This window comes from Clostridium fungisolvens, assembly GCF_014193895.1.
Taxonomy (GTDB): Bacteria; Bacillota; Clostridia; order Clostridiales; family Clostridiaceae; genus Clostridium_AR; species Clostridium_AR fungisolvens.
The window spans coordinates 2,224,948-2,249,147 of record NZ_BLZR01000001.1 but is presented as its reverse complement, the minus strand read 5'-3'; the positions used below and the strand labels follow the sequence as shown (position 1 = coordinate 2,249,147).

Below are 24,200 nucleotides of genomic sequence, written 5' to 3'. Positions count from 1 at the left end.
TGTTTTTCTATTTTAATAGTTACATTTAACAGGTTGTATATTCAAATATTTATACAACAAACTTTTCTATAACTTCTGAGATTGCATCGTGATCGTTATCTCTAATAGTTATATAGTTTGCAACTGATTTAACATACTCTTTAGCATTACTAACAGCAACACCAAGTCCTGCCTTTTTAATCATTTCAATGTCATTTTCGTCGTTTCCGACAGCAATGCACTCTTCAAGAGAATATCCGTAATGTTTAGCCAAAACCTCTAGAGAACTTCCTTTACTTAATCCCTTATTAGTAATTTCTATTCCGTTTAGCCCAGAAGAAACTATTTCTATATCAAATAATTTTTCAAATCTAGCTCTAATAGCATTTACATTACTAATATTATCATCGTAGATCTCAAATTTAGATACTCTTGGAGTGGATTCAAGTATAAAATTTTTAGCATCTCTTATCATTTTCAATTCCATCCTATACTCAACCGGTAAAGTTAAATTATATTCATTAAACTTTTCAGCAAATGGATGAAGTTTTTCAGAATAGATAATATCCTCTGAAAAAAAGCTAAAAAAGGTATCCTTAAAATCATTTCTCAGTATATCAATCATAGTGATTAACGAATTATTATCCATTGCACCATAAGCTATTTCTTTATGATTATGATCTAGAATTATACTTCCATTACAAGCTATAATAGGTTGATTTTTTGGCATATCTTTTATAATGTATCTTAAAGCAGATGGTATTCTTCCAGATGATATAACTACTTTAGTTCCAAGCTCTGCAGCCTTTTTTACTGCTTTAAGGTTTCTTTCTGTAATTTGCCTTTCCTCATTTAAAAAAGTACCATCCATATCTATTGCAATTAATTTATATTTCATTCACGTTCCCCCTAAATCCTTATAAAAGATTGAAATGTTCTATTCCGCATATTAAAGATTATAATGAAATTTTGAGTATAAAAAAAGTTATTTTCTTATTTAGAAAGTTTAGGTTTCTTAACAATTATGTAATTTTGAAACGTAAAATAATACATGTTCAAGGAAAACGAAGGCTATAACACTTTCTAAATAGTGTTATAGCCTTCATTATATTTATCTTCTAGCTTTTCCTGTAACTTTAACTACCTCAATACCAACAACCTTAGTTTTATCCTTGGCTTTTTCTATATATATTTTTCCTTGTTCAAGAAAGTCCTTTGAGTATTTTTCTATAAGCTTATATAAAACCTTATCCTTCATATCTCCAGTTACCTCTGATGCATGTCCATAAGCAACTACACTTTTAAATCTTGTACTAAATTTGTCTGGAAGAACTTCAGTATCCAAAACAACACAAAAAGATACGTTGCTATTTTTTTCTATATTATCAAGTTTCTCTCCTTCTGTTGCACTGTGGAAGTATATGTAATTATCAAAATATACATAACTTAAAGGTACTGTTGCTGGGTATCCATTTTCTGATAGTGTCGCTAAAATTCCGTATTCCCCACTTTCCAATATCTCTATCACTTCTGTTTTATCTATTTCTCTGTCTTTTCTTCTCATTTCTCTAAACATACCAATTCTCCTTTTTATAATAAAATAAGATATCTCACCTTAATTTAAAAGTCTTAGGTGAAAGTTTGTATATTAAGACTAGTGCTACTATTGAATAAATAATAGTTACAAAAAGTATTCCTAATGTAAAATTCGAAGAGCTTGTCTTTAAATTTAAACAAAAATAGCTAATAAAATATATTATACCATTACTTATTCTAAAAAGCGGACTTTTTACTGTAAGTTCTGAAGTATATGGTTGTAAAACATAGTACATTAATAGATGGTGAATGGAAAAAAAACATGATAAGCATAGTATAGAAAGAAAAAATGGAACCATTGATACTATGTCTTGCTTATGATTGCATGTAAATATTAAGATAATCAATGCAAAGATTAAAGTTACAGCTGGAATCAAATTTAATAATATAATTACTTTAGCTCTGTACGTAAAATTATTTAATATAGATTTACCATCTCTATAAAACTTGTAACTTAGAAGACTTACATCACAGTTGTGAAACATAGCTTTGCATACTCTTTCACCAGTAGAAATTGAATACATAAGAAAAACCATCAGCGGTTGACTTCTTTCGATTATTTCAATCATTGAAAGTTTGCTGCTTGGAAAAAAAAACGCTAACGCTGTTAAAAATAAAGTTACAGTTAAAATCACTAAAACACGATATTTAATTGGAGTTACTATCATTTTTCTGTGGCGATAAAAAAATATAGAATTCAAATAATCATACCCTTTTTTATGATTGAATCTATTAGTATCAAGCAAGTCCTTGCTTAGCTTTTTTTCATCTAACTCAACAGTTGCAAATGCTAAACTAGCACTAAAGGCTTCTGGATTAAAAATAGCATCTTTTACTAGTACTGTTCTTGCTATAATCTTATATCTTCTATATGTAAATAAATATATAAGAGAAAGACATCCTATAATTAATATAGCAGCTAGTAAAAATATATTTGTTAATATAATCTCTAGGTTAAAAGTGAATTTTAATAGAGGTAACCCATAAGCAAATAATAAGCAACCTATTACTGCTGGTATGATGATTTTAGTATCTCTAGCAATAACATTTCCTCTTTTCTCGAAAAAAAACACTTGAATGGCTTCTCCAAAAAACTTCAATAATGTAATCTCAATCAGTATCAATAATGTTTGAGATATGGTTCTATTAAAAATTGAAGCTATAAGTAACATTGGCATAATAGAATATATAAAAACAAGAAATTTTTCATATAACATAAAGATAGTAAAGTACTCTTTCGCATCACATCTCATCAAATTTATCATATCGTAAGCTTCTTTATTGTTAAAATTAAATATAGAACTATTCATAAATACACTTAGAACAAAACTCATGAAAAAGAATATATTAAGAAACACTCTATAAAAGTTACCTGAATATCTAGAAATAAGAAAAGCTGGCAGTATCAATATTATACCAAAGTATAAGAATGTCTTAAATAAACCTCCAATAATCTTAAAAATTGTACTTAAAATTGCGAAAAAAATCTTAAGTCCTGTAGCTTTATATAGTCGTTCCGGGAAAAACTTACCAAAAAAAGGTATCCCCTTTAAAAAGAAAATAAAAGAGTTTGCGTTTTGGATAAAGGAAATCTTAAAACTAGACAGAAAAGTGTTAAGCATCACGCTCCTCCTTCAAAATATCCATAATTCTATCTTCAAAATCTTTGCTATCTAAAATGTCATTATCTAATTCTTCAAGTATTCCATTATTTAAAACTACTATTTCATCGCATAAATCTGTAGCAAGTTGAAGTATGTGTGTGGAAAAGATAATGATATGATCAGTTTTAATTTCTTTTAACAAGTTTTTTATCTGAAGAGCAACTACTACATCAAATGAAGTTAGCGGTTCATCTAACAGAATAATTTGAGGTCGTGTTATAAGAAAGCAAAGCATTTGTATCTTATTTTTCATACCGTGTGAATATCCTTTTATCAGTCTATACCTATCATCTTCATCAATTTTTACCATATTAAAATATTCATCAATTGTAAGGAGATTTGATATCTTATCTATATTTATATCAATAAAAAACTTCAAAAACTCATAACCTGTTAAAAATTCCGGTAATGAAGGTTGTGAAAATACAAAGCCTATATTAGAATAATCTAACTCATGTTCACAATCAATCTCATCATATAAGGTTACTGATCCATTATCACACTTCATATCTCCGCTTATACAATTAAAAAGCGTTGTTTTACCTGCACCATTGCGCCCAAGCAATCCATATATCTTCCCTTTTTCGAAAACAAAGGATGCATTCTTTAAAACCTTTTTCTCACCAAAATTTTTCTCAATTTCTCTCAACACTAACTTCATGGTGTTCTCCTTAATCTATTTAAAATTTAATTTCATCATTATCTTATTTTTGTCAATTTCCTCATATTTCTCGTTGTACTTTTTATGTCATATTTTTGTCTATTTTTTGCAAATTAAATTAATTATAATATATTTTTGATAAATTGGAAATTACCAACAAGTAATTTTCTTAAAAAGTTATTTTATCATTATAATATTTGTGATATAATTAACAACAGTGTGTTTGTAGCTATAATAATGTACTAACTTAATTGTAAAGATTAAGCCTCTTCTTAATTTTCAGAAGAGGCTTTGAGTATGCTTATTCTGCTTAAATAACATGCTTATAGTCAGTATTTAATTATAATATTATATAACTATCTTATACTTTTAAGCTTAGGTTTATGGCTATGAATCTATAAAAACGCTACTAACTAATACAACTTTATATTTGTTAACTATTTAAAATAAGGAAGGCGATCAAATGAAGAAATATTTAATGTTAATAGGATCTCCACCAGCATGTGGAAAAACTTATGTGGCTAACGAAGTAGCTAAAAGACTTCCTAATCCAGTTTATTTGGACAAGGATACTGTAATTCCATTATCAAAAATGATATATAGAGCAGCAAATGAGCCTTACAATAGAGACTCAGCTTTCTTTAAGGAATATGTAAGAAATGCTGAATATGAAGCAATTATGGATATTGCTTTTGAGGCACTACCATTTAACTCGCATGTTATGGTAAATGCACCTTTTGCTAAAGAATTTAGAGATGAAATATACATAAGCAACTTAAAAGAGAAATTAAAAGCTTATGATGCTGAATTGGTACAAGTATGGGTTCATTGTGACATTGAAGTATGTCATCAAAGAATGATTGATAGAGCATCAGAAAGAGATACTTGGAAACTTCAAAATTGGGATGAGTACGTAAGCGGACAAGACTTCTCAAAACCCGAAGTACCAGGAATACATATAATAGACAATTCTGGTTCAGAAAAAGTAAAAAATGACATAGAAAAGCTATTAAAGGTATTATAGGATTCTTCCTATAATACCTTTAATTATTTTAAAATAAGCTTTTATATAAATCTTTAATTAAACCTGTTTTTTCTGCCACTTCCCTTTCCTATAGACAATATAACCATATATACAAACAATCAAATTGCTAAAGGACATGGAGAACCATATACCAACCGGACCTGCAGAGGTGATATATTTAAATAGTAGTATCATTGGCAATCTTACAAGCCAAAGTCTACCTACTTCCATATTCATTGAATATTTAGTGTGCCCTGCTCCTTGAAATATACCTTGATAAATACTGAATAGTCCCATCAATGGCATTGAAAATGAAATATATATTAAATATGTTATACCTTGAGTTATAACCGAAGGGTCATCCTTAGCTTGAATAAAAAAGTTAATTATAGGCTCGTCCTGCCATACCATAAGAATACACCCTATTATTGAAAATGTCATAGTGAGCTTTACAGCTTTAATAAAGGCTTCCTTGACTCTATGAACTTTATCTGAACCCAGGTTTTGTCCAACAATAGCTGTAAGGGCCGCTCCAACTCCCATAGCAGGCTGCATTATTAATGAAGTTATTCTATTAACCATCCCAAAAGCTGCAATAGTAGCTGTTCCGTAGGAAGCTATAAATCCATTAAGAACTATAAAGCCCAAAGCAGAACCAGATTGTCCTATTGCAGACGGAATAGCTACTCTGAAAATTCTTTTTATTAAACGAATATCAAATTTAAAATTCCTAAAATTAGGTTTTATTTCAGATTTGGACTTATGAAGTATATATAAACCTACAAATGCAAGTACAGCTTTTGCAATTAAGGTGGCAACTGGAGCACCCGCCATACCCAAGCCAAAATTAAAAATTAGGATAGGATCAAGAATTACATTTAATATTACACTGCATCCACTTAAAATCGTAGACATTATAGTATTACCTTGCGAATTCATTATTGCATTGAAGCTAAAGAATATAAAAGTAAAAGGCATATCTAAAAAGGTTATTCTTAAAAATATATTGCTATAATATGCCAAATCACCGCTTGCTCCCATTAATTTTATTATTACTGGACTTATTAAATATCCTAGTGCTGAAAAAATTACTGCGCATATAACGGAAATTACAATTAGTTGAGAAGCATATTTTGATGCTTTCTCATATTTTGATGCACCAATAAGCTGTGATAATAAAGAAGTACCAGCAATAGACATTCCAGAGCCTATTGAGATAAATAGGAAAATAACCGGCCAAACAAAAGATGTAGCTGCAAACTGGACAGAACCAAGTTTTCCAACCCATATTCCATCAACTAAATTATATAATGTTTGTATTAGATTACTTATCATTATAGGTAGTGATAAAGTTAATATGACTTTATACATGCCATCATTAAGTATTAAATTTTTACGGCTGTCTGTATTCATTAGTATGTCCCCCTAAGCTTTTTACAATAATCAATTTTATCAAACTTAGGTAACTTATTCTAGTACTTCATTCAATTAATTTTATTATTAAAAATATTTTATGTTATTATACTTTTAAAATAAAACACTTTAATCCGAAATCTCATTTCAAGACTCCTCTGGTTTTTGACAAGAGAATTTGAAAATATAAATTTAAGCATAAAGTTGTTCAACTGTATTTTAATAAAAGCGATGCAATTAAAGATTACACCGCTTATAGAGAAATCAAAATAATTTATGCTCATTTACTTTTAATATTAGTCTTTACAATCTCTTATACGTTCTTCCCACCATCCAAAGGCAAATATGGCTTTAATATCTTGTCTTGCTTTTGCCTTAACAAATACACCAAAGTTTCCTCCTGGAGGAATTAAGAATTTTCCATCTTCCTCACTTACAAGTGTGGTATCAATAGGAACAATTCTGTCATAAATATTCACACCACCTTGAGGAAATCCACATGTTCCATTAGAATATATTATTTCACCTTTTGGTATAGTTTCTGAGCATGGAATTGTGTTAGTTGAAGTAAATTTGTTAGATCTAATCCCTTTTCCAGGAAAATCTCCGTTAATCCACAATTGGGCTAAAAATGGATTATCGCCTAAATTCGAAAACGTTATTACATTTACAAAAATATTGACTCCAGAATCATGTGGGTTAAATAAAGCTCCCCATATATTTAGGCCATTTGTACATATTATATCTGTTTGTCCAACATAATATTTTCCCTGGACGGCTTCGTAAAAAATTTTTGATAAACTAACAACTTCAGTAGGCTTAAAATAATTTTTCTCAAATGTCAAATTAACACCTTCTCTTTTGTTTATAGAAATATTAAATTAGATAAAAATAATATATTGTACCCTAATATATGCTAGGTTTCCTCAGAATGTTACTACATTATTATTCTTAAATTTTTCTTAAATCCTTTTGTTTTCGATAATAACATTAATTATTATGATAATATAATATATAGATGGTTATAATGGTATTTATTTATAACTAAATTTTAATGAATGGTGATATAAATGATTTTAGGATTTATTTTAATGGTGCTTGTGTTGGGATTCGGGCTAATCATAAGTTTAACAAAGTTTGTTTTTGGAGCTGTCTTCGGAGTAATTGGAGCTGTTATAGGGACAGTAATTTTAGTTTTCATTGGACTTAATCTAATGTTTGCTTTTATTCCAATAGTTGTTATACTTTTTTTAATTTTATGCTGTCGTAAGTTAATCAAATAATATGCAACTATCAAAAAAGGCTTAGACCAAATCAACTAATGGTCTTAAGCCTTTTATATTAATAATCTTTTTAATGCTAATCTATAAGCTTCAAGTTCTTAAGACTTAAATCAAGAATATTTGATGAATGGGTTAATGTTCCAGAGGATATAAAATCCACACCAGACATAGCGACAGTTCTTATATTCTTTAAGGTTATATTACCTGAAGCCTCTGTTAATGCTCTTTTATTTACAATTTGAACTGCTTCCGTCATAGTTTCAACGTTCATATTATCTAACATTATTATATCTGCACCTGCATCTAAGGCTTCTTGTAACTGAGTTAAATCTTCAACCTCTACTTCTATTTTTCTCACAAAAGGTACAGCATCTTTTACTAAATTAATAGCGTTACTAATTCCCCCTGCAGCTGCTATATGATTATCTTTTATTAGAATTCCGTCACTAAGTCCTAACCTGTGGTTAATTCCACCTCCAATTTTCACAGCATATTTTTCAAACACTCTCAAGTTTGGTGTAGTTTTTCTCGTATCCAAAAGTTTAGCATTAGTTTCTTTAATTTCATCAACATATCGCTTTGTTATAGTTGCAATTCCACTAATACGTTGAAGAAAGTTTAACGCCACCCTCTCACCTGTTAGAACAACATCAGACTTCCCATGAATCTTTGCGATCACTTGTCCTTTTCTTACTGATTCGCCATCTTTCATATAAAAATCTATTTCAATAGGTCCTAGAATTTCAAAAATCCTCTTAAATACTCCTAGTCCAGCTATTACTCCATCCTCTTTAACTATCAAGTCTGCAGTGCACTTTTTCGACTCATTAGTTATAGCCATTGTGGTTATATCACCATAGGGTGCATCTTCTTTAATTGCATTCTTAAAAATATCATCATAAAGCGACCAATTCATTTATAATATCTCCTCTAACTTTTTTTATTTCCTGTTGCAATATAATAGATAGGCTATTACTATAGTAATCCGTATCTCCTTTAAGTCTTTTTATTAAATCTTTATAAATTACTGAATAAGGAGAGATAGTTCTATTAATATGTTCTACAGCTCTATTTGAAAAAACTAATGATTCAAGCAGTGAATTACTTGCTAATCTATTAGCACCATGTAAACCAGTAGAGCTTACTTCTCCTGCAGCATAAAGATTTTCCATGGAAGTTCTACAATACATATCAACCTTAATTCCACCCATAAAATAATGTTGCGCAGGTGTTACTGGAATTGGTTCCTTTGTTATATCTACTCCTCTTTCCAGACAATTTCTGTAAATGTTAGGGAATCTCTTTGATATAAAATCTTTTTCTAAAAAACTTAAATCTAAATATACGTAATTACTTTTACTTTTTAATTCTTCCTTAATAATCGCTTCTGTAACCTTATCTCTAGGAAGAAGCTCATTAACAAAACGGCTACCATCTTTATTTATAAGCCTTCCACCTTCACCTCTTACTGCTTCAGATATTAAGAGTCGTCTTTTATCCTTTATATCTTCATAGAAGGATGTAGGATGAAATTGAATATAGTTTAAGTTTTCAACATCAATATTGTTTTTTATAGCTATTGCTATACCATCACCACTGATAGAATGAAAATTGGTTGAATTTTTAAATAACCCACCTATTCCTCCAGTTGCAATTATTGTTGCTTTAGCAATTATATTAAGTTCTTTACCTTCGTTAATTGCTAAAGCTCCAATGCATCTATTTTTCGATGTCAATAAATCAGCAAAAAAACAATTTTCTATGAGCTTTATATTTACTTTTTCGCTAACTTTTTTCTCAAAAACTTTGTGAAGCTGCTCGCCAGTATTATCATCACAGTGTACTATTCTATTAATACTATGAGCCCCTTCTCTTGTATAAATTAGCTCTCCATTCTTATCTCTATTAAAAGGAACTTTTAATTCTTCTAGCCTTTTTATTGCAGCTCTTGATTCTCTAACTAAGATTTCAACTGCTTGTCTTCTATTTTTAAAGCCACCAGCAGCCAAGGTATCATTTATATACGCTTCATAATCCTCTTCATTCCTAAGTACTGAAATACCACCTTGAGCTAAATAACTATTACATTCTTGCAGACTATTCTTAGAAAGTATAATTACATCAAGATCCGCTCTTAAATTTAATGCAAAGTTTAATCCTGTAATTCCTGCCCCAATTATTAAAACATCAGTATTTAATATCATACTCTAACCTTCCTTCAAAAACTAAACTTTAGAAATAAAAAAATACTGTTTAAATTTTATAAAGCTTCTTAAATTGTATGCATTCTCATCAGGCAATCAAAGGCATTAATTCTTAATTCTTCATCAAGTAAAATTTCATTCTTTTCAAAAAGTAATACATCTCTTACATCATTTAGAGAAGTTTTTTTCATGTTAATACACATTAATCCGCCTCTTGGGGTGAAGAATTTTTTATTAGGATTTCTCTTTTTTAGTTCATGTATAACTCCTTCTTCTGTGGCTATTAAAAAGCTTCTATTATTGCTTGAAGTTGCATAGTCTATTATTTCTGAGGTGCTTCCTATAAAATCTGAAAGATCTCTTATTTCCTTTTCACATTCAGGATGAGCTAATACTAGTAAATCATCAATTGAATTCTTTGCAGTAAGAATTTCTTCCACTTGAATTCTTTTATGAGTGATACAGAAACCAGGCCAAGGTATTATTTCTTTATCTGGAACCTTCTCTTGAATATACGATGCTAAATTTTTATCAGGTAAAAATATAATTTGTTCATTGTCAATTGAGTTAATTATCTTTAATGCATTGGACGAAGTACAACATATATCACTTACAGCTTTTACTTCTGCAGAGGAATTTATATAACAAACTACAGCAGCCTTAGGGTATTTACTTTTATACTCTAGTACTTTTTCAGCAGTGGCCATATCTGCCATAGGACAGCCTGCATCTAATGCTGGTAGAAGCACTTTCTTATGTGGAGATAGTATTTTTGCGCTTTCAGCCATAAATTTAACACCACAAAATACTATGGTGTTTTTATCTGAATCCTTAGCTATTTTACTTAAGTAGTATGAATCTCCTATATAATCAGCGACTTCTTGTACTTCTGGTCTTTGATAATAGTGCGCAAGTATTATTGCATTTTTTTCTCTTTTTAAAGCTATAATTTCTTCAATAACTGACATAATATTCACCATTCCTTTACAGATGTATATACACTAGTATATATAAAATATACCATTATATAACTTCCTTTTCAAGAGAACAGCCTATTATGTGTTAATTATATTTTTTTATAACAGAAAACTGCGTAAGTTCATTTGATTTACAACACCTGGATTAAAATTGTAATATCTTAATCAAAGATAAATAGCCAATGATGCAAAGAGCTACCGTTATAAGAGAAAACATTTTTACAATTTTAGTCTCATGATATCCTGACAGTTCAAAAGAATGATGTATTGGAGTCATCTTAAATACCTTTTTCCCTGTTATCTTGAACACCAATATTTGAATAAATGTAGTTAATGTTTCGATTAGATATATCCCTCCTATTATTGGTATGATTAGTGGTAACTTTAATATAATTGCTATAGAAGCTACAAATCCTCCTAAAGCTAAGGAACCAGTGTCTCCCATGATTACTTTAGCTGGAAATTTATTAAACTTCAAAAAACCTATTAATGAGGCAAAGAGTGAACCACAAACTATGGCTAAGTTATCCTTATCAAAAAGAATACAAACTGTTGTAAAAAAGATCGCTATAAGCATTGTTACTGTTCCGGCTAATCCGTCTAGACCATCTGTTAGGTTTACAGCATTTGTCACACAGGTATAGAAAAACAGAATAAATGGAATGTAAAGTATGCCAATATGAATGTTTTTAAGTGTAAACGGAATCAATAATATATCACCAATATTCAAGTTTTGCTGCGCAAAATATATTAGGTAACTAGCTCCTATTAATATGAGAATAAGCTTTTGAATTACCTTCAACCCCTCATTTTTCTTTTTGAAGGTTTTAAGCGCATCATCTATAAAACCAATAGTAGCAAAAATTAAAATTGATAAAATAATAAACATTACTTCATTGTTAAATTCTTTTATCATAACAACAGAAGTAACTATTGTTGAGATAATAAATATAAATCCTCCAAAAATTGGTGTACCAGCTTTCTTTATATGATTCTTAGGCTGTTCTTCTCTTATGTATTGTCCTATTTTTTCTTTTTTTAGAGCAGGTATGATTAACCTCCCAATTATTATTGAAATGAAAAAAGAAAAAACTATAGATGTAATAATATCCTTCATAAAAGTAATCCTTTCTTTCTGTTGATTAATTTTAATAATTTTAATAATTTTGATATATATTGAAAATCCATTATTATGGTAATATATAAGATGGTAATGCTCAACTAATCTATAAAAATATGTGATAGAATTGAAAATGTTATGATTTAAGTTGAATATTATTCAACTTAAATCATAAGAAAATACTATAAGGAGGTTTTCTATTGAATAATGAAGCAAAAAACACTAAGGAAACGGGCTATACTAACAATGAAAAACTCTATAAAATTAAAAAAGATTCTTCAAATGAAATTAATATTGTTAAAGTGTCTAAAAATAATCTATTTGAAAATATCTCAAGTAATTTCATATATAATTTAAAAAAACTAATTCAACTAGAGGGTACTCAGAAAAAACTGGCAAAAAAAATTGGAGTATCAGAAGATTTGCTTTCAAAGTATAAAGCAGGTGATGCATTTCCTTCTATTGAAACATTAGCTTATATCTGTAATGTATATAATATAAAGATTGATAAATTTATAAATCTGAGATTATCAGCAACAGAACTAGAAATTATTGAGAAAGGGCTAAATTCAAATAGCAATATATTTTCTGGTAGTTATTTTTGCTATTTTTTTGCTACTAATATAGGTAAGGAAGACTCTATTCATGAAGGAATTTTGGAGTTTCATGAGGAAAGAGTAAGTTTTAAAATAATTTTAGGAGATTCTGTTATGAAGAATTTTTCAGGAAGCATTAATAATTCTGAAAAAATTATTACTTTTAATATGGAAAGTGTTGAAGATGGTATATCATATCTAAGTATGACCAAGCCAAACATAAATAAGGGAAAATATGTTGGCGGACTTGCTATGCTTTTCTTGCCTTCAGATGCTAATAGTAAGCCATGTTGTCAAAAGTTATTAATAAGCAGTATCAGAATCAAAAGAAATACATATTATGAAAATCTTAAGCAACTTCTAACATTAAATTCATGTAAAGTTGAACTTAGAAATGTGAAGCTTTCATCATTTGAAGATGAAAAGGCTTATAATTTTATAGAATCATTATTATAGTTTTCTTGATGAAGCTAAGTTTACAATTGTAATAATTTTTAATATAAGGACAACTCCGCAATTAAAATTGTGGTTTTAAGTTCAGAGTTGTATATACTTATTAAATTTTCAGTGATCTAAGCATATAACTTTTAAAACTGTAAAAACATTAAACTGTGTCCTTAACTTACCAAGTATTTAATCTCGAAAAAAGGTTATATTAATAGTGTAAGGAACATAGTGATGAAAAGAGTCAGTCAATTCTATCAAATTTTCAAAACTATCGATTTTGTATTGATATAAGATGAAATCGTTTGATTAGAATGATTGAATTTCTTTAGTCTATACTTATAATAATAGTATTTCTATTTGATATAAGTAATATCCAAGTTATAAACTCTTGGATAAGATTTTATATGGTTAGGAAAAGCTTTATTATAGTCAGATAGCTTTAATATTTTGATTATAATAAGGTTCCAACTTATCATATAAGGTCGAGATAAGATTTTATTAGGTGTTGTAATGGTTATATACAGCCGAAAGGTTATATATAGTTGTGTAAATATCTAATAAGGTCGAGTGAACCATTAATATTTGGTAGTGATGTGCTTTTTTATGGTCGAAAGATTATACTTAGGTAATAAATTATCTTTATTAGTGCTAACCGCATCACTATGTTTCTTTTATCTAATAATCAAATCACTTCTATATCTTCTTATCATATACAATAGTAATTTAAAATTACTATTGTTTTTTACTGTTAAAAGGTGTATTAATCTACTACATTGCTCCATTGAATTATTAATGTAAATGTAAGCAAAATATAAAGGCTTAATCACATATTTTATGATTAAACCTTTTTTATATAAGAAATTATCTTATAATAGCTTTTCTATCTCTGTGCTAGAGAGAGGTTTGGAAAATAAAAAACCTTGTATTTTATCACCTTTATGCTTTTGTAAGTACTTCAATTGTTCATCAGTTTCCACACCTTCAGCGATAACTTCTAAGTTTAGCTTGTGAGCCATAGAGATTATATCTTCAATAATTAACTTTGTATCTTCAGTTCCACAAATATCATCAACAAAGCTCTTATCTATCTTTATCACATCTAATGGCAGTTTTATTAGATACGATAAAGATGAATATCCTGTGCCAAAGTCATCAAGGGATATTCCAATACCCATTTGTTTTAACTTATTTAAAATATTAATATTGTTATCAAAAGATTTTATGACGGTTCCTTCAGTAATCTCAATCTTTAAATATTTAGCATCCAAATCTGTTTCTTTTAGTACTGTCTTAACTCTTTCAACAAATAGAGGAGACTGAAATTGATGTTCAGATACATTCACTGCGACCGGAATTTTCTTTAAGCCCTTATCTTGCCAAGCTTTATTTTGCTTACATGATTCCATAAGAACCCAATCACCTATTTCCTTAATTAAACCAGTTTTTTCTGCTAAAGGAATAAACTCATTTGGTGGAATTATACCTCTTTTGGGATGATTCCATCTTATTAAAGCTTCTACACCTTCTAATTCACCATTGATTGCATCAAAATAAGGTTGATAATTTAAGTAAAATTCTTTTTGAATTATAGCTTTTCTTATACTCTTTTCAAAGTCGCTTTCCAATTGAACTTTTTTGGACATTTCTTCATCATAAATTTTGAATCTTCCCTTACCTTCTTCTTTAGCATTATACATAGCTATGTCGGCCTTCTTTAAAATTTCAACTGATTCCATACCGTGTTCTGGTATAATTGCTACTCCAATGCTTGCTGCAACATAGAAAGGTTGATTATTAATTAATATCGGTTTATCAAAAATTTTTATTATTTTTTCAGCTGTGTCGTTAAGTTCAATTTCTTCATCTAACTTGTGTTGTATTATTATAAATTCATCTCCACCAAATCTGGCTACAGTATAATCTTCACCTAGCACAGATAATAATTCGTTACTAGCACATTTTAGAACTATATCACCATAGTCATGTCCAAGTGTATCGTTAATATTTTTAAAGTTATCTAAGTCTAGAAAATAGACAGCAGCCTTGCCCCCTTTTTTAGTAACATTTTTTATTAATTCATCTAATTTATCATTTAAATAAGTTCTATTTGGGAGATTGGTTAAATTGTCATAGTAAGCCATTTTGAAGATTTTTGATTGATAATTTCTTTTTTCAGTAATGTCAGAAATTGATCCAGCCATCCTCACAATAGATCCAGCTTCATTTCTAAAAATTCTTCCTTTACACTGAATCCATATAAATTCATCTCTTTGTAGATTTAATCTAAAGAAAACCTCATATGCATTAGTTTTTCCCATAAAATATTCTTCTAAAGAACTTAACACTGACTTTCTATCCTCTGAATAAACCATTTCTCTTAGGAAATCAAAGTAATTCTCAATTTCTTCTTCTTGGACTCCTAATAGTTCTCTCCAAGGCTTTGATAAGTAACCTATATCATTTTCTACATCCCAATCCCAGACACCATCATTGGATGCTTCTAATACTAAACGATATCTTTCTTCGCTTTCCTTAAGTGCAATTTGATTTTTATATAATTGTTCATATTGCTTTTCTAAATTTGTCTTAGTTTCAGATAACTCCATATTTACAACAGCTAACTCGTCATAATTTTTTAAAACAGTAGATTTAAGCCTGTCTATATAAATCTTCAAAAAAATAAATATTATAACAATTATACATATAGCAAATCCTAACAATGTTAGATAACTTTTATGTTGATTAGCTATATATTCTTCTGAATTAGCGTAGAAATACTTTTTATATAGTTCTTCAAAGACACCTGATTTTTTTAATTGATCAATTCTTGTATTAATATAAGTTACAAGTTCAGGTCTATTTTTGCTTACTGCATAAGCTTCTTCCACTGGAAATAAGTTAGTAACTTGAGGAATTATCTCGCCTTTTAAATTCTTATGCATTAGTATATAATCCATTAACTGTTGATTTTCAAAGATCACATCTATCTTTTCATCTTCAAGATCTTTAACGGCATCTTCCATATTATCATAAGTAATATAATTATTGACCCTAAGATTGTTTTTTAAAATATTTTCTGTAAAATTGCTCTTACCTACTCCTACTCTATATTCATTTAGTTTATTTAAATCTACTTGTCTATAATCATGACGAGTGTAGATAGCAGAGTATGCTTTAAATAAAGGCTTAGTAAACAGCACCTCTGTTTTTCTACTGTCAGTTATTCCGGCTATACCACCAACATCAACTTCTCCAGAAACCAATCTTTTGTAAACATAAGACCAATTATCAGCAGATACATGAACATCATATTTATCACTATTAAATATTAGGTTTATTAGATCTACATCAAAGCCATGCAAATAACTTTTAGATGTAAATGTATATGGAGGATAATTCTTATCAACTTGATAAATGACTTTTGTTGCTGCTTTTACTCCAAAAGAAGTAAAGCAAATAAAATATATTAACATCATTATAAATAACTTTATCTTTTTCGTACTCATATCACGACTCCCTGCAAAGTAATTTTAAACTTTACATCGACTTAACATTATATTTAAAGTTGTTTTTTAAAAAGCTTTAGATCTTCTGAAATTATGTGTTGATCTAACCATGAATATATAAATTCAAACAACTTTTGTAAGCTTTCCTTATTTGTAATAATTTCATCAAAATCATAATAACATAATCTTTTAATAAAAAAATAATGCTCTTGTTTGTGGCTCACGAATCCTGTATACTCAATCTCCGACATATAATCTTCCTCAATAGAAAAATTAAATTTTGCATATGTCATAAAATCTTTAAGCACATTTTTAAAATAACTTGTATTAACTTCATTTCTTTCTGATTGCATGAATGCTAATACATCATATCCGATTTCAAACAATTTTTTATGATTATCGTCTATAAAACTTGATCCTGTTTCATATTTTGAAGACCATAGAAACATTGATATTCTCCCTTCTGATGATATAAAATTTAGCTAATTAAATAAATATTATCTAAATAGAAGTATACAACACTATATTTTTGTCGTATTTTGATGTTTTTTGTAATATATATTTATCGGTTATAACAATAAGAACTTAATAAAATCATTTATGAAGATTATAAATTTTTACAATAAAACAGAAAAAAAGAAGTGACAAACATTTTGCTCACTTCTTTTCAGAAATAACCTATAGAGTAAATCTATATCCAATCCCCCATATAGTTTCAATATACTCGGGATTTGATGGATCAAACTCTATTTTTTCTCTTAATCTTCTTACATGAACTGTTACTGTTGCTATACCACCAACAGGATCTAAGCCCCAGATTCTTTCATATAATTCTTCTTTTGAAAAAACTCTATTTGGATTATTTAAAAGTAAAATTAGAAGTTCATATTCTTTTGATGTAAACTCTATTTCTTTACCATTAACATATACCTTCCTAGCTGTTTTATCTACAGAGATTCCTCTAACTTCTATTATTTCTTTGTTTATTATACTATTACCGCTTTTTAATCTTTCGTATCTTGAGATATGAGCCTTAACTCTAGCAACCATTTCATTAGGACTAAATGGCTTTGTCATATAATCATCAGCACCAAGCCCTAATCCTCTCATTTTATCAACATCTTCCTTCTTAGCAGATACAATGATTATAGGAATTTCTTTTTCTGCACGAATCTTTTTACATATTTCAAATCCTCCTATACCAGGAAGCATGAGATCTAAAATTATTAAATTATAGTCTTCATTTAAAGCCTTTGCTAATCCGTTATCCCCATTATTTTCAATATCAACCTCAAAGCCATTGATTTGCAAATAATCCATTTCAAGATCAGCAATACTAACATCATCTTCAATTATCAATACTTTTTGCATTAAATCTCACCTACCTAGATATTAAAATTATAAATATGTCATTACTTTATTTTTTAAAACTAAGAAATATAGATGTTCCCTTGTTCAATTCACTACTTACTGCTATTTTCCCACTATGTTCATCCATAATTTTTTTTGCTATTGCAAGACCTAGACCACTTCCACCAATAACTGTTTCTCTAGAAGTGTCTGCTCTATAAAATCTTTCAAAAATATAAGGTAATGCTTCCTTTGGAATTCCTTTTCCATTATCTCGTATTTCAACAATCACCAAATCATTATTTGACTTAACAACTATATTTATTATAAGCTTATTGTCAGTTCTGTACTTTATAGAGTTTTCTACTATATTCATAATAGCTCTTTTTAATTTTTGTACATCTATATCAATCAAAGTAGGTTTTTGTGGAACATCCGCTATCAATTCAACTTTCGATTGATCAAGATCAAAACTTATTTCTTCAACACAATCTTGAATATAAATATTCATATCAACAGTTTGAAATTTAAAAGGTTCCTTATTCAATTCTAGTTTTGAATATAAGAATAAATCATTTATCAAACTATCCATGTAATTTGCTTTTGTCAAAATTGTATTTACGTACTTCTCCATCTTGTCTGGAGTGTCAGCTACCCCGTCTTTAATTCCTTCAATATAACCCTTTATAGATGTTATGGGAGTTTTCAAATCATGAGATATACTTGCAATCAGTTCTTTACGATTTTCTTCGTACTGATTTTGAATTTCTAAAGATTCTTTAAGTCTCAATCTCATTTCCTCAAAAGTTTCTGCAACTTCTCCTATTTCATCTTTAGAGTCAATGTCTAGCTTATAATTCAAATTTCCCTTTAGAATCTCGCCTGCACCTTTATCTAACTCTTTTAAAGGCTTAACAATACTTTTGGACACAAAATAAGTTATTATACCGTTAGTAGCCATTAATATAATTAGGATTAATACCATAACTATTAAAACATTTTGCTTAAATAATTTTTTGTAGCTGTCTATGTCTATTATATAGTAGATGCTACCTTTATCTTTATTGCTTGTCGTAAAGTCTTGTTTCCATAATATTATAATCTTCTTTTTAAACTGATCGTTAGAATTTGAATTAAAAGAAGTTAATGCATCTTCACTCAAGTCTTTTCGTATAAAATTTGAAGAATAGTCAATTTTGTCGTTAATTAAAGTTACTATTCCAGTATATTTCATATTTGAACTATTTTCTAGTTGGAGGAGATAATCATGATTTAAAAAGTTATCAGGATTAGTCAAAACTTCACTATTTACTTTTTGTAGTAATTTATTATTCTCAGTTACAAGTTCAGTAAAAAATGCAAAGTTTCCTTTTCCGAGCTTGCCTGTTAGATCATATTTAGAATTGCTTTCTGTTAATGCAATAAATACATTACTTAAACATATCAAAAGTAAAAATGAAGTAATAAGAATCATTACATATGTCAACTTCAGTTTCCTTTTTATATACACGAAATCCCTCCTTTCATTTATCTATCAATATTAATAAATTGCCTATTTTTAAAGAAATAATCAACTGCATATATAACTGTTACTAAAAGCGCGATATACAATGCCATGTAAGGTATTACACCAATAAAGCTATTTGCTACATATTCTTTTACTTTATGAAAATTATGATCAATACTCATTTTTGAAAGTAATATTATTATAGAGCTCATCTGGAAAACAGTTTTTACTTTTTCCAAAGTGCTTTTTGCAAGTAAAAGACCATCACTATTACCTATTGATACAAGACCACCGATAGCAAACTCTACCGATATAATAGTCACAGCTACAAAACTAGGAATTACACTTGTTTCAACTAAATAGATCAAAGCAGTCGTAACAAGAACTTTATCAATCAATGAATTTATTAAAACAACTAATTTGTCTGATTTATTCTCTTTATTAATAAAGTTCTCATAAAATACATCTATCATGGTAGCCGCAATAAACACCACTGTAGCAATACTCCTGCGATATGGTATTCCCTTTATAGCCATAAATACTAAAAAGATAGTTGCTAAAACCAATCTGGTCATAGTAAGTTTATTTACGAATTTCATATAAATTCACCCCTATTTAATAAAGTTTACTCATATCTTAATGCTTCAATAGGATCGAGTTTAGCAGCTTTTCTAGCAGGGTATATCCCAAAGAAAATTCCAACAGCTGAAGAGAATGCTATAACTCCTATGATTGCAGATATTGATAAAGAAGGTGTAATATTTGCAAAACTTCCTATTGCATAAGCGCCTACTATTCCTAAAAACAATCCTATGATTCCCCCTATAAGAGAAATTATAACTGACTCAGTCAAAAATTGCAGAAGTATCTTGTTAGTTGTTGCACCAATCGCTTTTCTTATACCTATTTCCCTAGTTCTTTCAGTTACTGAAACTAACATTATATTCATTACTCCAATACCGCCTACAATAAGTGATATAGCAGCAACTGCACCTATAAAGGTAGTAAATATTCCAAGAACATTATTTATTTGTTCAAGCTGACTTAATGCTCCTTGAGCAGTATAAATATCTTTTCCTCTGTTATTATGTCTACTTTCTAATACGTTTTTTGCACTATTACCAGTTTCCTCCAAAGCATCTTTATCAGAAGCCATTATGCTTATCTTATCAATAGAGAATTCATTAGAGTACATATTTTGTAGTAATGTAGCAGGTACATAGAATATACCTGGTCTTTGATTTCTTCCCATATTTTTAAAAGTAGATCCAAAAGGTGAAACAGTAACCCCTATTATAGTAGCTTTTATTGGAGATTTCGCAGACCCAATTTTAATACTCTTTCCTGTAACGTCTGTATAACCGAACAAGTCATTTGCAGAGTCTTCGTCAATTATAACTACATTTTTACCTTCTGTATATTCTCTTTCATTAAAAGCTCTTCCATACAAGAACTCAGTGTTTTGTATTATAAATCCGTCAGTATTAGTTCCAGTTATACTTGCTCTTTTATTACTTGTGTCAGAAATAGCAACTCCATTTTTAGATACACTTGGAGCAACATATCTTGCTGTATCAACTTTATTTTTTATTTGTTTTATATCTTCAAAAGTTATAAAATCACTCTCAGATGCTTTCGTTGTGTCAGTTGATACATTTACAGTTGACGAACCAAGCTTTTCAAACTCACCTGTTATAGACTCCTGTCCACCAGCTCCTAAGGATATAATTGCTATTACTGAACTAATTCCTATTATTATACCAAGCATTGTTAGAAAAGAACGCATTTTATTAGATATAATACTATCGATAGCCATTTTAAAGTTTTCTAGTAAACTGCTTATTATATTCATTAGTTTTACCTCCTATAGAATTATTCTGTTTTCCACTAAGTAGTCATCAACTATTAGTCCATCCTTGAACCTAACTACTCTTTTTGTGTGCTGTGCTATATCTGGTTCATGAGTAACCATTATCACAGTTGCACCTTCGTTATTTAAGTCCTGGAATATTTTCATTATTTCTATAGAAGACTGAGTATCCAGATTTCCTGTAGGCTCGTCAGCCATTATAACTGCAGGTGTATTTACTATTGCTCTAGCTATAGCAACTCTCTGCTTTTGTCCTCCCGATATTTCATTTGGTTTATGTTTTACCCTGTCTCCTAGACCAACCTTACCAAGAGCGGCTAAAGCTTTTTCTCTTCTAACCTTCTTAGGTACACCTGCGTATACCATAGGAAGTTCAACATTTTCTAAGATTGTCATTCTAGGTAACAGATTAAATGCCTGAAAAACGAACCCTATTTCTTTATTCCTGATAAATGCCAATTCCTTATCCGTAAGGTTTGATACATTTTGATCATTTAAAATATATGTTCCACTATCCATTCTATCTAAACATCCGATTATGTTCATCATGGTAGATTTTCCAGAGCCTGATGGCCCCATTATAGAAGTAAATTCACCTTTTTCAATTTTAAGGTTTATACCTTTAAGCGCTGTAAAATTAATATCTCCGTTTACATACTTCTTAATTATATCTTTAACCTCTAGCATTACTTACCATCACCTGCTTCTTTTACTGTTACCCCATCTTTAACACTTGAGCTTGGATTAAGAATAACCTTATCTCCATTGCTTAACCCTTCAGTTACTTGTGCCTCCATGTCAGATTGAAGTCCAAGTTTTACTTCTTTCTCCACTGCTTTTCCACCACTTACAACATATAAATAGTTTCTATCATTTTTATCAGTTCTTAAACTTTCGGCTGGTACTTTTATTACATTATTTACTTGTCCAAGAAGTACATCTACATCTGTGTCAAAATCGATCTTTAAACCGTCTGGTTTATCTAATATGTCTATTTCTACTGGAAGTGTTGATTCAGTTCCAGTTGCAGATGCAGTAGTTTTAGCTGAAGGTCCAATAAATGAAACTTTACCTTTTAGTTTTTTATCTCCACTTTTTATAACTGCTTCTTGTCCAAGTTGAATCTTTGCAGCATCAAACTTTCCAACTGACATTACAGCCTTTAAATTGTTCACATCCTGTATTGTTATAGCTGGTTGAGCTGCTGCTGCTGTAGCTGCACCTTCTGCAACATTTAATGCAGTCACTACTCCATCAAAATCTGCTACAATTGTACTTTGACTTTTTGAAAGATTATCTTTAGCTGTATCTAATGCAATTTTTTGAAGAGATATAGTATTATCTGCTTGCTTTAACTGTTCATCTGAATAAGGAATCTTTGCTGCATCTCTTTTAGATTGAAGAGTTGATTGTTGTTGTTGTAATGATTGTATTTTAGTTACATCTTGAGGATTTTTCTTAGCTTCATTAATCTGATTATTTAAATCTGCTATCTGCTTGTCAAGATCAGCCATATTGTTCTTTGCATCATTATTTGCATTAACTTGCATTTGTTTAGTTAACACAGCATTATCGTAGTTTATTTGAGCTTGCTTTACACTTATGTTAGGATCGGTTACATCAAATTCCACAAGTACTTGTCCTTTTGTTACTGAATCTCCAACTTTTACATTTACCTTTTTTACTTTACCTTGGATTGGATAATAATCTTTACTATTCTTAGATTTTATAGTTGCAGTAGTTGAAAGATATGACTGAATATCACCTGTTGATACGCTTGCAGTTTTTACGCTTAGAAAATGTGTTGTATTTTTTCTACTTCTAGCATAACCTAATCCTCCAACCACTACTACTGCTACTAATACTATAGCTATTACTTTCTTTTTCATCCAAAATTCCTCCCATGTAATCATACATATATTCCATAATTAATTTCATAGCATTATACAAAGATGCACCATCTAACCTGAGATATTATTCCCATATTGAAATAGTACATCTTTATTGTACATGCTGATTATAAAATTAATTGAAAGAAATTATTAAATAATTCTAAACTAATTCTAAAATCTTTTATAAATTATAGAACACTTTTCATTTCATTTATAAATGGAATAGAAGGCTGCGCTCCTTTTCTGGTAACAGAAATTGAAGCAGCTTTGTTTGCAAATTGTATAGCTTGTTCTAAACTATATCCTTCACCCAAGGCAACTGCAAATGCTCCATTAAAACAATCACCTGCCGCCGTTGTATCAACAGCTTTTACTTTTTCTGCTCTAAAAGTAACACATGTATCTTTGTTTACAAGTAAAGCCCCATTCTCTCCTAATGTAGCTATGATGTTCCTTATACCTTTTGATAAAAGTATTTTTGAAGCTTTTATTGCTCCATTAATATCGTTTACTAATATACCTGTTAATTTTTCTAGCTCTGTTTCATTAGGTGTTAAGAAATCAATTTTATCATATAATTCATTCTTCAGATATTCTGGTGCAGGTGCTGGATTTAATATTATTATTTTATTCATTTCATGAGCTTTTTCTATTATATAATAAACAGTTTCTTCTGGGATTTCCATTTGAAGCACGATTATATCACTGTCTTTTAATACATCTATGTTTTTATCTATATAATTTTTATCAACTCTAGAATTTGCTCCTGGAAGTACTACAATACTATTTGATCCATAATTACTTACATATATTAACGCTAAACCAGAATTAATTTGTTTAATTTCTTCTATCTTAGTTGTATCTATTTTTTCTGTTGCAAGGTTTGATATTAGTTTCTCACCTATAGTATCATCACCTACCATCCCAAGCATTGTAACACTCCCACCTAATCTTTTGACAGCCAAAGCTTGGTTTGCTCCTTTTCCTCCTGGAATTTCTATATAACTTTCTGCTAATATTGTTTCACCTTCTTTAGGCATATGATTAACGGGTATCACCCAATCCATATTCAAGCTTCCGATAACTAATATTTTTTTCTTCTTCAAATTTA

Annotated in this window: 22 protein-coding genes; 3 read left to right on the top strand and 19 right to left on the bottom strand. The window is 29.2% G+C overall.

The window, feature by feature from the left end; translation table 11 throughout:
• Positions 1–49: 49 nt before the first annotated feature.
• The 4 genes from bsdtw1_RS09540 to bsdtw1_RS09525 all read right to left on the bottom strand — a co-directional run bounded on the left by bsdtw1_RS09540 (position 50) and on the right by bsdtw1_RS09525 (position 3,900).
• Entirely contained in the window at positions 50–877 is an 828-nt protein-coding gene (locus tag bsdtw1_RS09540; RefSeq protein WP_183277346.1) for a Cof-type HAD-IIB family hydrolase, read from the bottom strand.
• A 213-nt stretch (positions 878–1,090) separates the two neighbouring features.
• Entirely contained in the window at positions 1,091–1,555 is a 465-nt protein-coding gene (locus bsdtw1_RS09535; protein WP_183277345.1) for a pyridoxamine 5'-phosphate oxidase family protein, read from the bottom strand.
• A 34-nt stretch (positions 1,556–1,589) separates the two neighbouring features.
• Positions 1,590–3,197, bottom strand: coding sequence for a hypothetical protein (locus bsdtw1_RS09530; RefSeq protein ID WP_183277344.1), 1,608 nt, complete (start codon positions 3,195–3,197; stop codon positions 1,590–1,592).
• On the bottom strand, positions 3,190–3,900 hold the full coding sequence (locus bsdtw1_RS09525; RefSeq protein WP_183277343.1) for an ABC transporter ATP-binding protein: 711 nt from the start codon (positions 3,898–3,900) through the stop codon (positions 3,190–3,192). The genes bsdtw1_RS09530 and bsdtw1_RS09525 overlap by 8 nt, the downstream gene beginning before the upstream one ends.
• A gap of 463 nt (positions 3,901–4,363) precedes the next feature.
• On the opposite strand from bsdtw1_RS09525, the gene bsdtw1_RS09520 reads away from it, so the two are divergent.
• Positions 4,364–4,924: a P-loop nucleotide/nucleoside kinase family protein gene (locus bsdtw1_RS09520; RefSeq protein ID WP_183277342.1), complete on the top strand. Its 561-nt coding sequence runs from the start codon at positions 4,364–4,366 to the stop codon at positions 4,922–4,924.
• 57 nt (positions 4,925–4,981) lie between these two features.
• Here the strand turns inward: bsdtw1_RS09520 and bsdtw1_RS09515 are convergent, their stop codons facing one another.
• Both bsdtw1_RS09515 and bsdtw1_RS09510 read right to left on the bottom strand, forming a co-directional pair.
• A complete protein-coding gene (locus bsdtw1_RS09515; RefSeq protein WP_183277341.1) occupies positions 4,982–6,337 on the bottom strand; it encodes an MATE family efflux transporter in 1,356 nt (451 codons plus the stop codon).
• A 296-nt stretch (positions 6,338–6,633) separates the two neighbouring features.
• On the bottom strand, positions 6,634–7,182 hold the full coding sequence (locus bsdtw1_RS09510; RefSeq protein ID WP_183277340.1) for a DUF6143 family protein: 549 nt from the start codon (positions 7,180–7,182) through the stop codon (positions 6,634–6,636).
• 225 nt (positions 7,183–7,407) lie between these two features.
• On the opposite strand from bsdtw1_RS09510, the gene bsdtw1_RS09505 reads away from it, so the two are divergent.
• Entirely contained in the window at positions 7,408–7,620 is a 213-nt protein-coding gene (locus bsdtw1_RS09505; RefSeq protein WP_183277339.1) for a hypothetical protein, read from the top strand.
• Positions 7,621–7,696: 76 nt separating this feature from the next.
• Here the strand turns inward: bsdtw1_RS09505 and nadC are convergent, their stop codons facing one another.
• From nadC to mraY, 4 genes are all read right to left on the bottom strand, one after another.
• Positions 7,697–8,536: a carboxylating nicotinate-nucleotide diphosphorylase gene (gene nadC, locus bsdtw1_RS09500; protein WP_183277338.1), complete on the bottom strand. Its 840-nt coding sequence runs from the start codon at positions 8,534–8,536 to the stop codon at positions 7,697–7,699.
• Positions 8,517–9,824 (bottom strand): L-aspartate oxidase, encoded by a 1,308-nt coding sequence (locus bsdtw1_RS09495; RefSeq protein ID WP_183277337.1) that lies wholly within the window; start codon positions 9,822–9,824, stop codon positions 8,517–8,519. The genes nadC and bsdtw1_RS09495 overlap by 20 nt, the downstream gene beginning before the upstream one ends.
• Positions 9,825–9,892: 68 nt before the next feature.
• A complete protein-coding gene (gene nadA, locus bsdtw1_RS09490) occupies positions 9,893–10,792 on the bottom strand; it encodes a quinolinate synthase NadA (RefSeq protein ID WP_183277336.1) in 900 nt (299 codons plus the stop codon).
• A gap of 154 nt (positions 10,793–10,946) precedes the next feature.
• Positions 10,947–11,918: a phospho-N-acetylmuramoyl-pentapeptide-transferase gene (mraY, locus tag bsdtw1_RS09485; protein WP_183277335.1), complete on the bottom strand. Its 972-nt coding sequence runs from the start codon at positions 11,916–11,918 to the stop codon at positions 10,947–10,949.
• Positions 11,919–12,121: 203 nt separating this feature from the next.
• Here mraY and bsdtw1_RS09480 point away from each other — a divergent pair, with 203 nt between their 5' ends.
• Entirely contained in the window at positions 12,122–12,973 is an 852-nt protein-coding gene (locus bsdtw1_RS09480) for a helix-turn-helix domain-containing protein (protein WP_183277334.1), read from the top strand.
• A gap of 857 nt (positions 12,974–13,830) precedes the next feature.
• Here the strand turns inward: bsdtw1_RS09480 and bsdtw1_RS09475 are convergent.
• The 9 genes from bsdtw1_RS09475 to rbsK form a co-directional block, all read right to left on the bottom strand.
• Positions 13,831–16,470 (bottom strand): EAL domain-containing protein, encoded by a 2,640-nt coding sequence (locus bsdtw1_RS09475; RefSeq protein ID WP_183277333.1) that lies wholly within the window; start codon positions 16,468–16,470, stop codon positions 13,831–13,833.
• A gap of 53 nt (positions 16,471–16,523) precedes the next feature.
• On the bottom strand, positions 16,524–16,919 hold the full coding sequence (locus bsdtw1_RS09470; RefSeq protein ID WP_183277332.1) for a bacteriohemerythrin: 396 nt from the start codon (positions 16,917–16,919) through the stop codon (positions 16,524–16,526).
• A gap of 229 nt (positions 16,920–17,148) precedes the next feature.
• Entirely contained in the window at positions 17,149–17,841 is a 693-nt protein-coding gene (locus tag bsdtw1_RS09465; RefSeq protein ID WP_183277331.1) for a response regulator transcription factor, read from the bottom strand.
• 46 nt (positions 17,842–17,887) lie between these two features.
• Positions 17,888–19,330 carry a sensor histidine kinase gene (locus bsdtw1_RS09460; RefSeq protein WP_183277330.1) on the bottom strand — a complete coding sequence of 481 codons (1,443 nt, stop codon included), beginning with the start codon at positions 19,328–19,330 and terminating at the stop codon, positions 17,888–17,890.
• Between the two features lie 17 nt (positions 19,331–19,347).
• Positions 19,348–19,926, bottom strand: coding sequence for a CDP-alcohol phosphatidyltransferase family protein (locus tag bsdtw1_RS09455; protein WP_183277329.1), 579 nt, complete (start codon positions 19,924–19,926; stop codon positions 19,348–19,350).
• A 26-nt stretch (positions 19,927–19,952) separates the two neighbouring features.
• Positions 19,953–21,179, bottom strand: a complete 1,227-nt coding sequence (locus tag bsdtw1_RS09450) for an ABC transporter permease (RefSeq protein WP_183277328.1) — start codon at positions 21,177–21,179, stop codon at positions 19,953–19,955.
• 12 nt (positions 21,180–21,191) lie between these two features.
• Positions 21,192–21,884, bottom strand: a complete 693-nt coding sequence (locus bsdtw1_RS09445; protein ID WP_183277327.1) for an ABC transporter ATP-binding protein — start codon at positions 21,882–21,884, stop codon at positions 21,192–21,194.
• On the bottom strand, positions 21,884–23,086 hold the full coding sequence (locus bsdtw1_RS09440; RefSeq protein ID WP_183277326.1) for an efflux RND transporter periplasmic adaptor subunit: 1,203 nt from the start codon (positions 23,084–23,086) through the stop codon (positions 21,884–21,886). The genes bsdtw1_RS09445 and bsdtw1_RS09440 overlap by 1 nt, the downstream gene beginning before the upstream one ends.
• A gap of 191 nt (positions 23,087–23,277) precedes the next feature.
• On the bottom strand, positions 23,278–24,195 hold the full coding sequence (rbsK, locus tag bsdtw1_RS09435) for a ribokinase (RefSeq protein WP_371874676.1): 918 nt from the start codon (positions 24,193–24,195) through the stop codon (positions 23,278–23,280).
• Positions 24,196–24,200 lie beyond the last annotated feature (5 nt).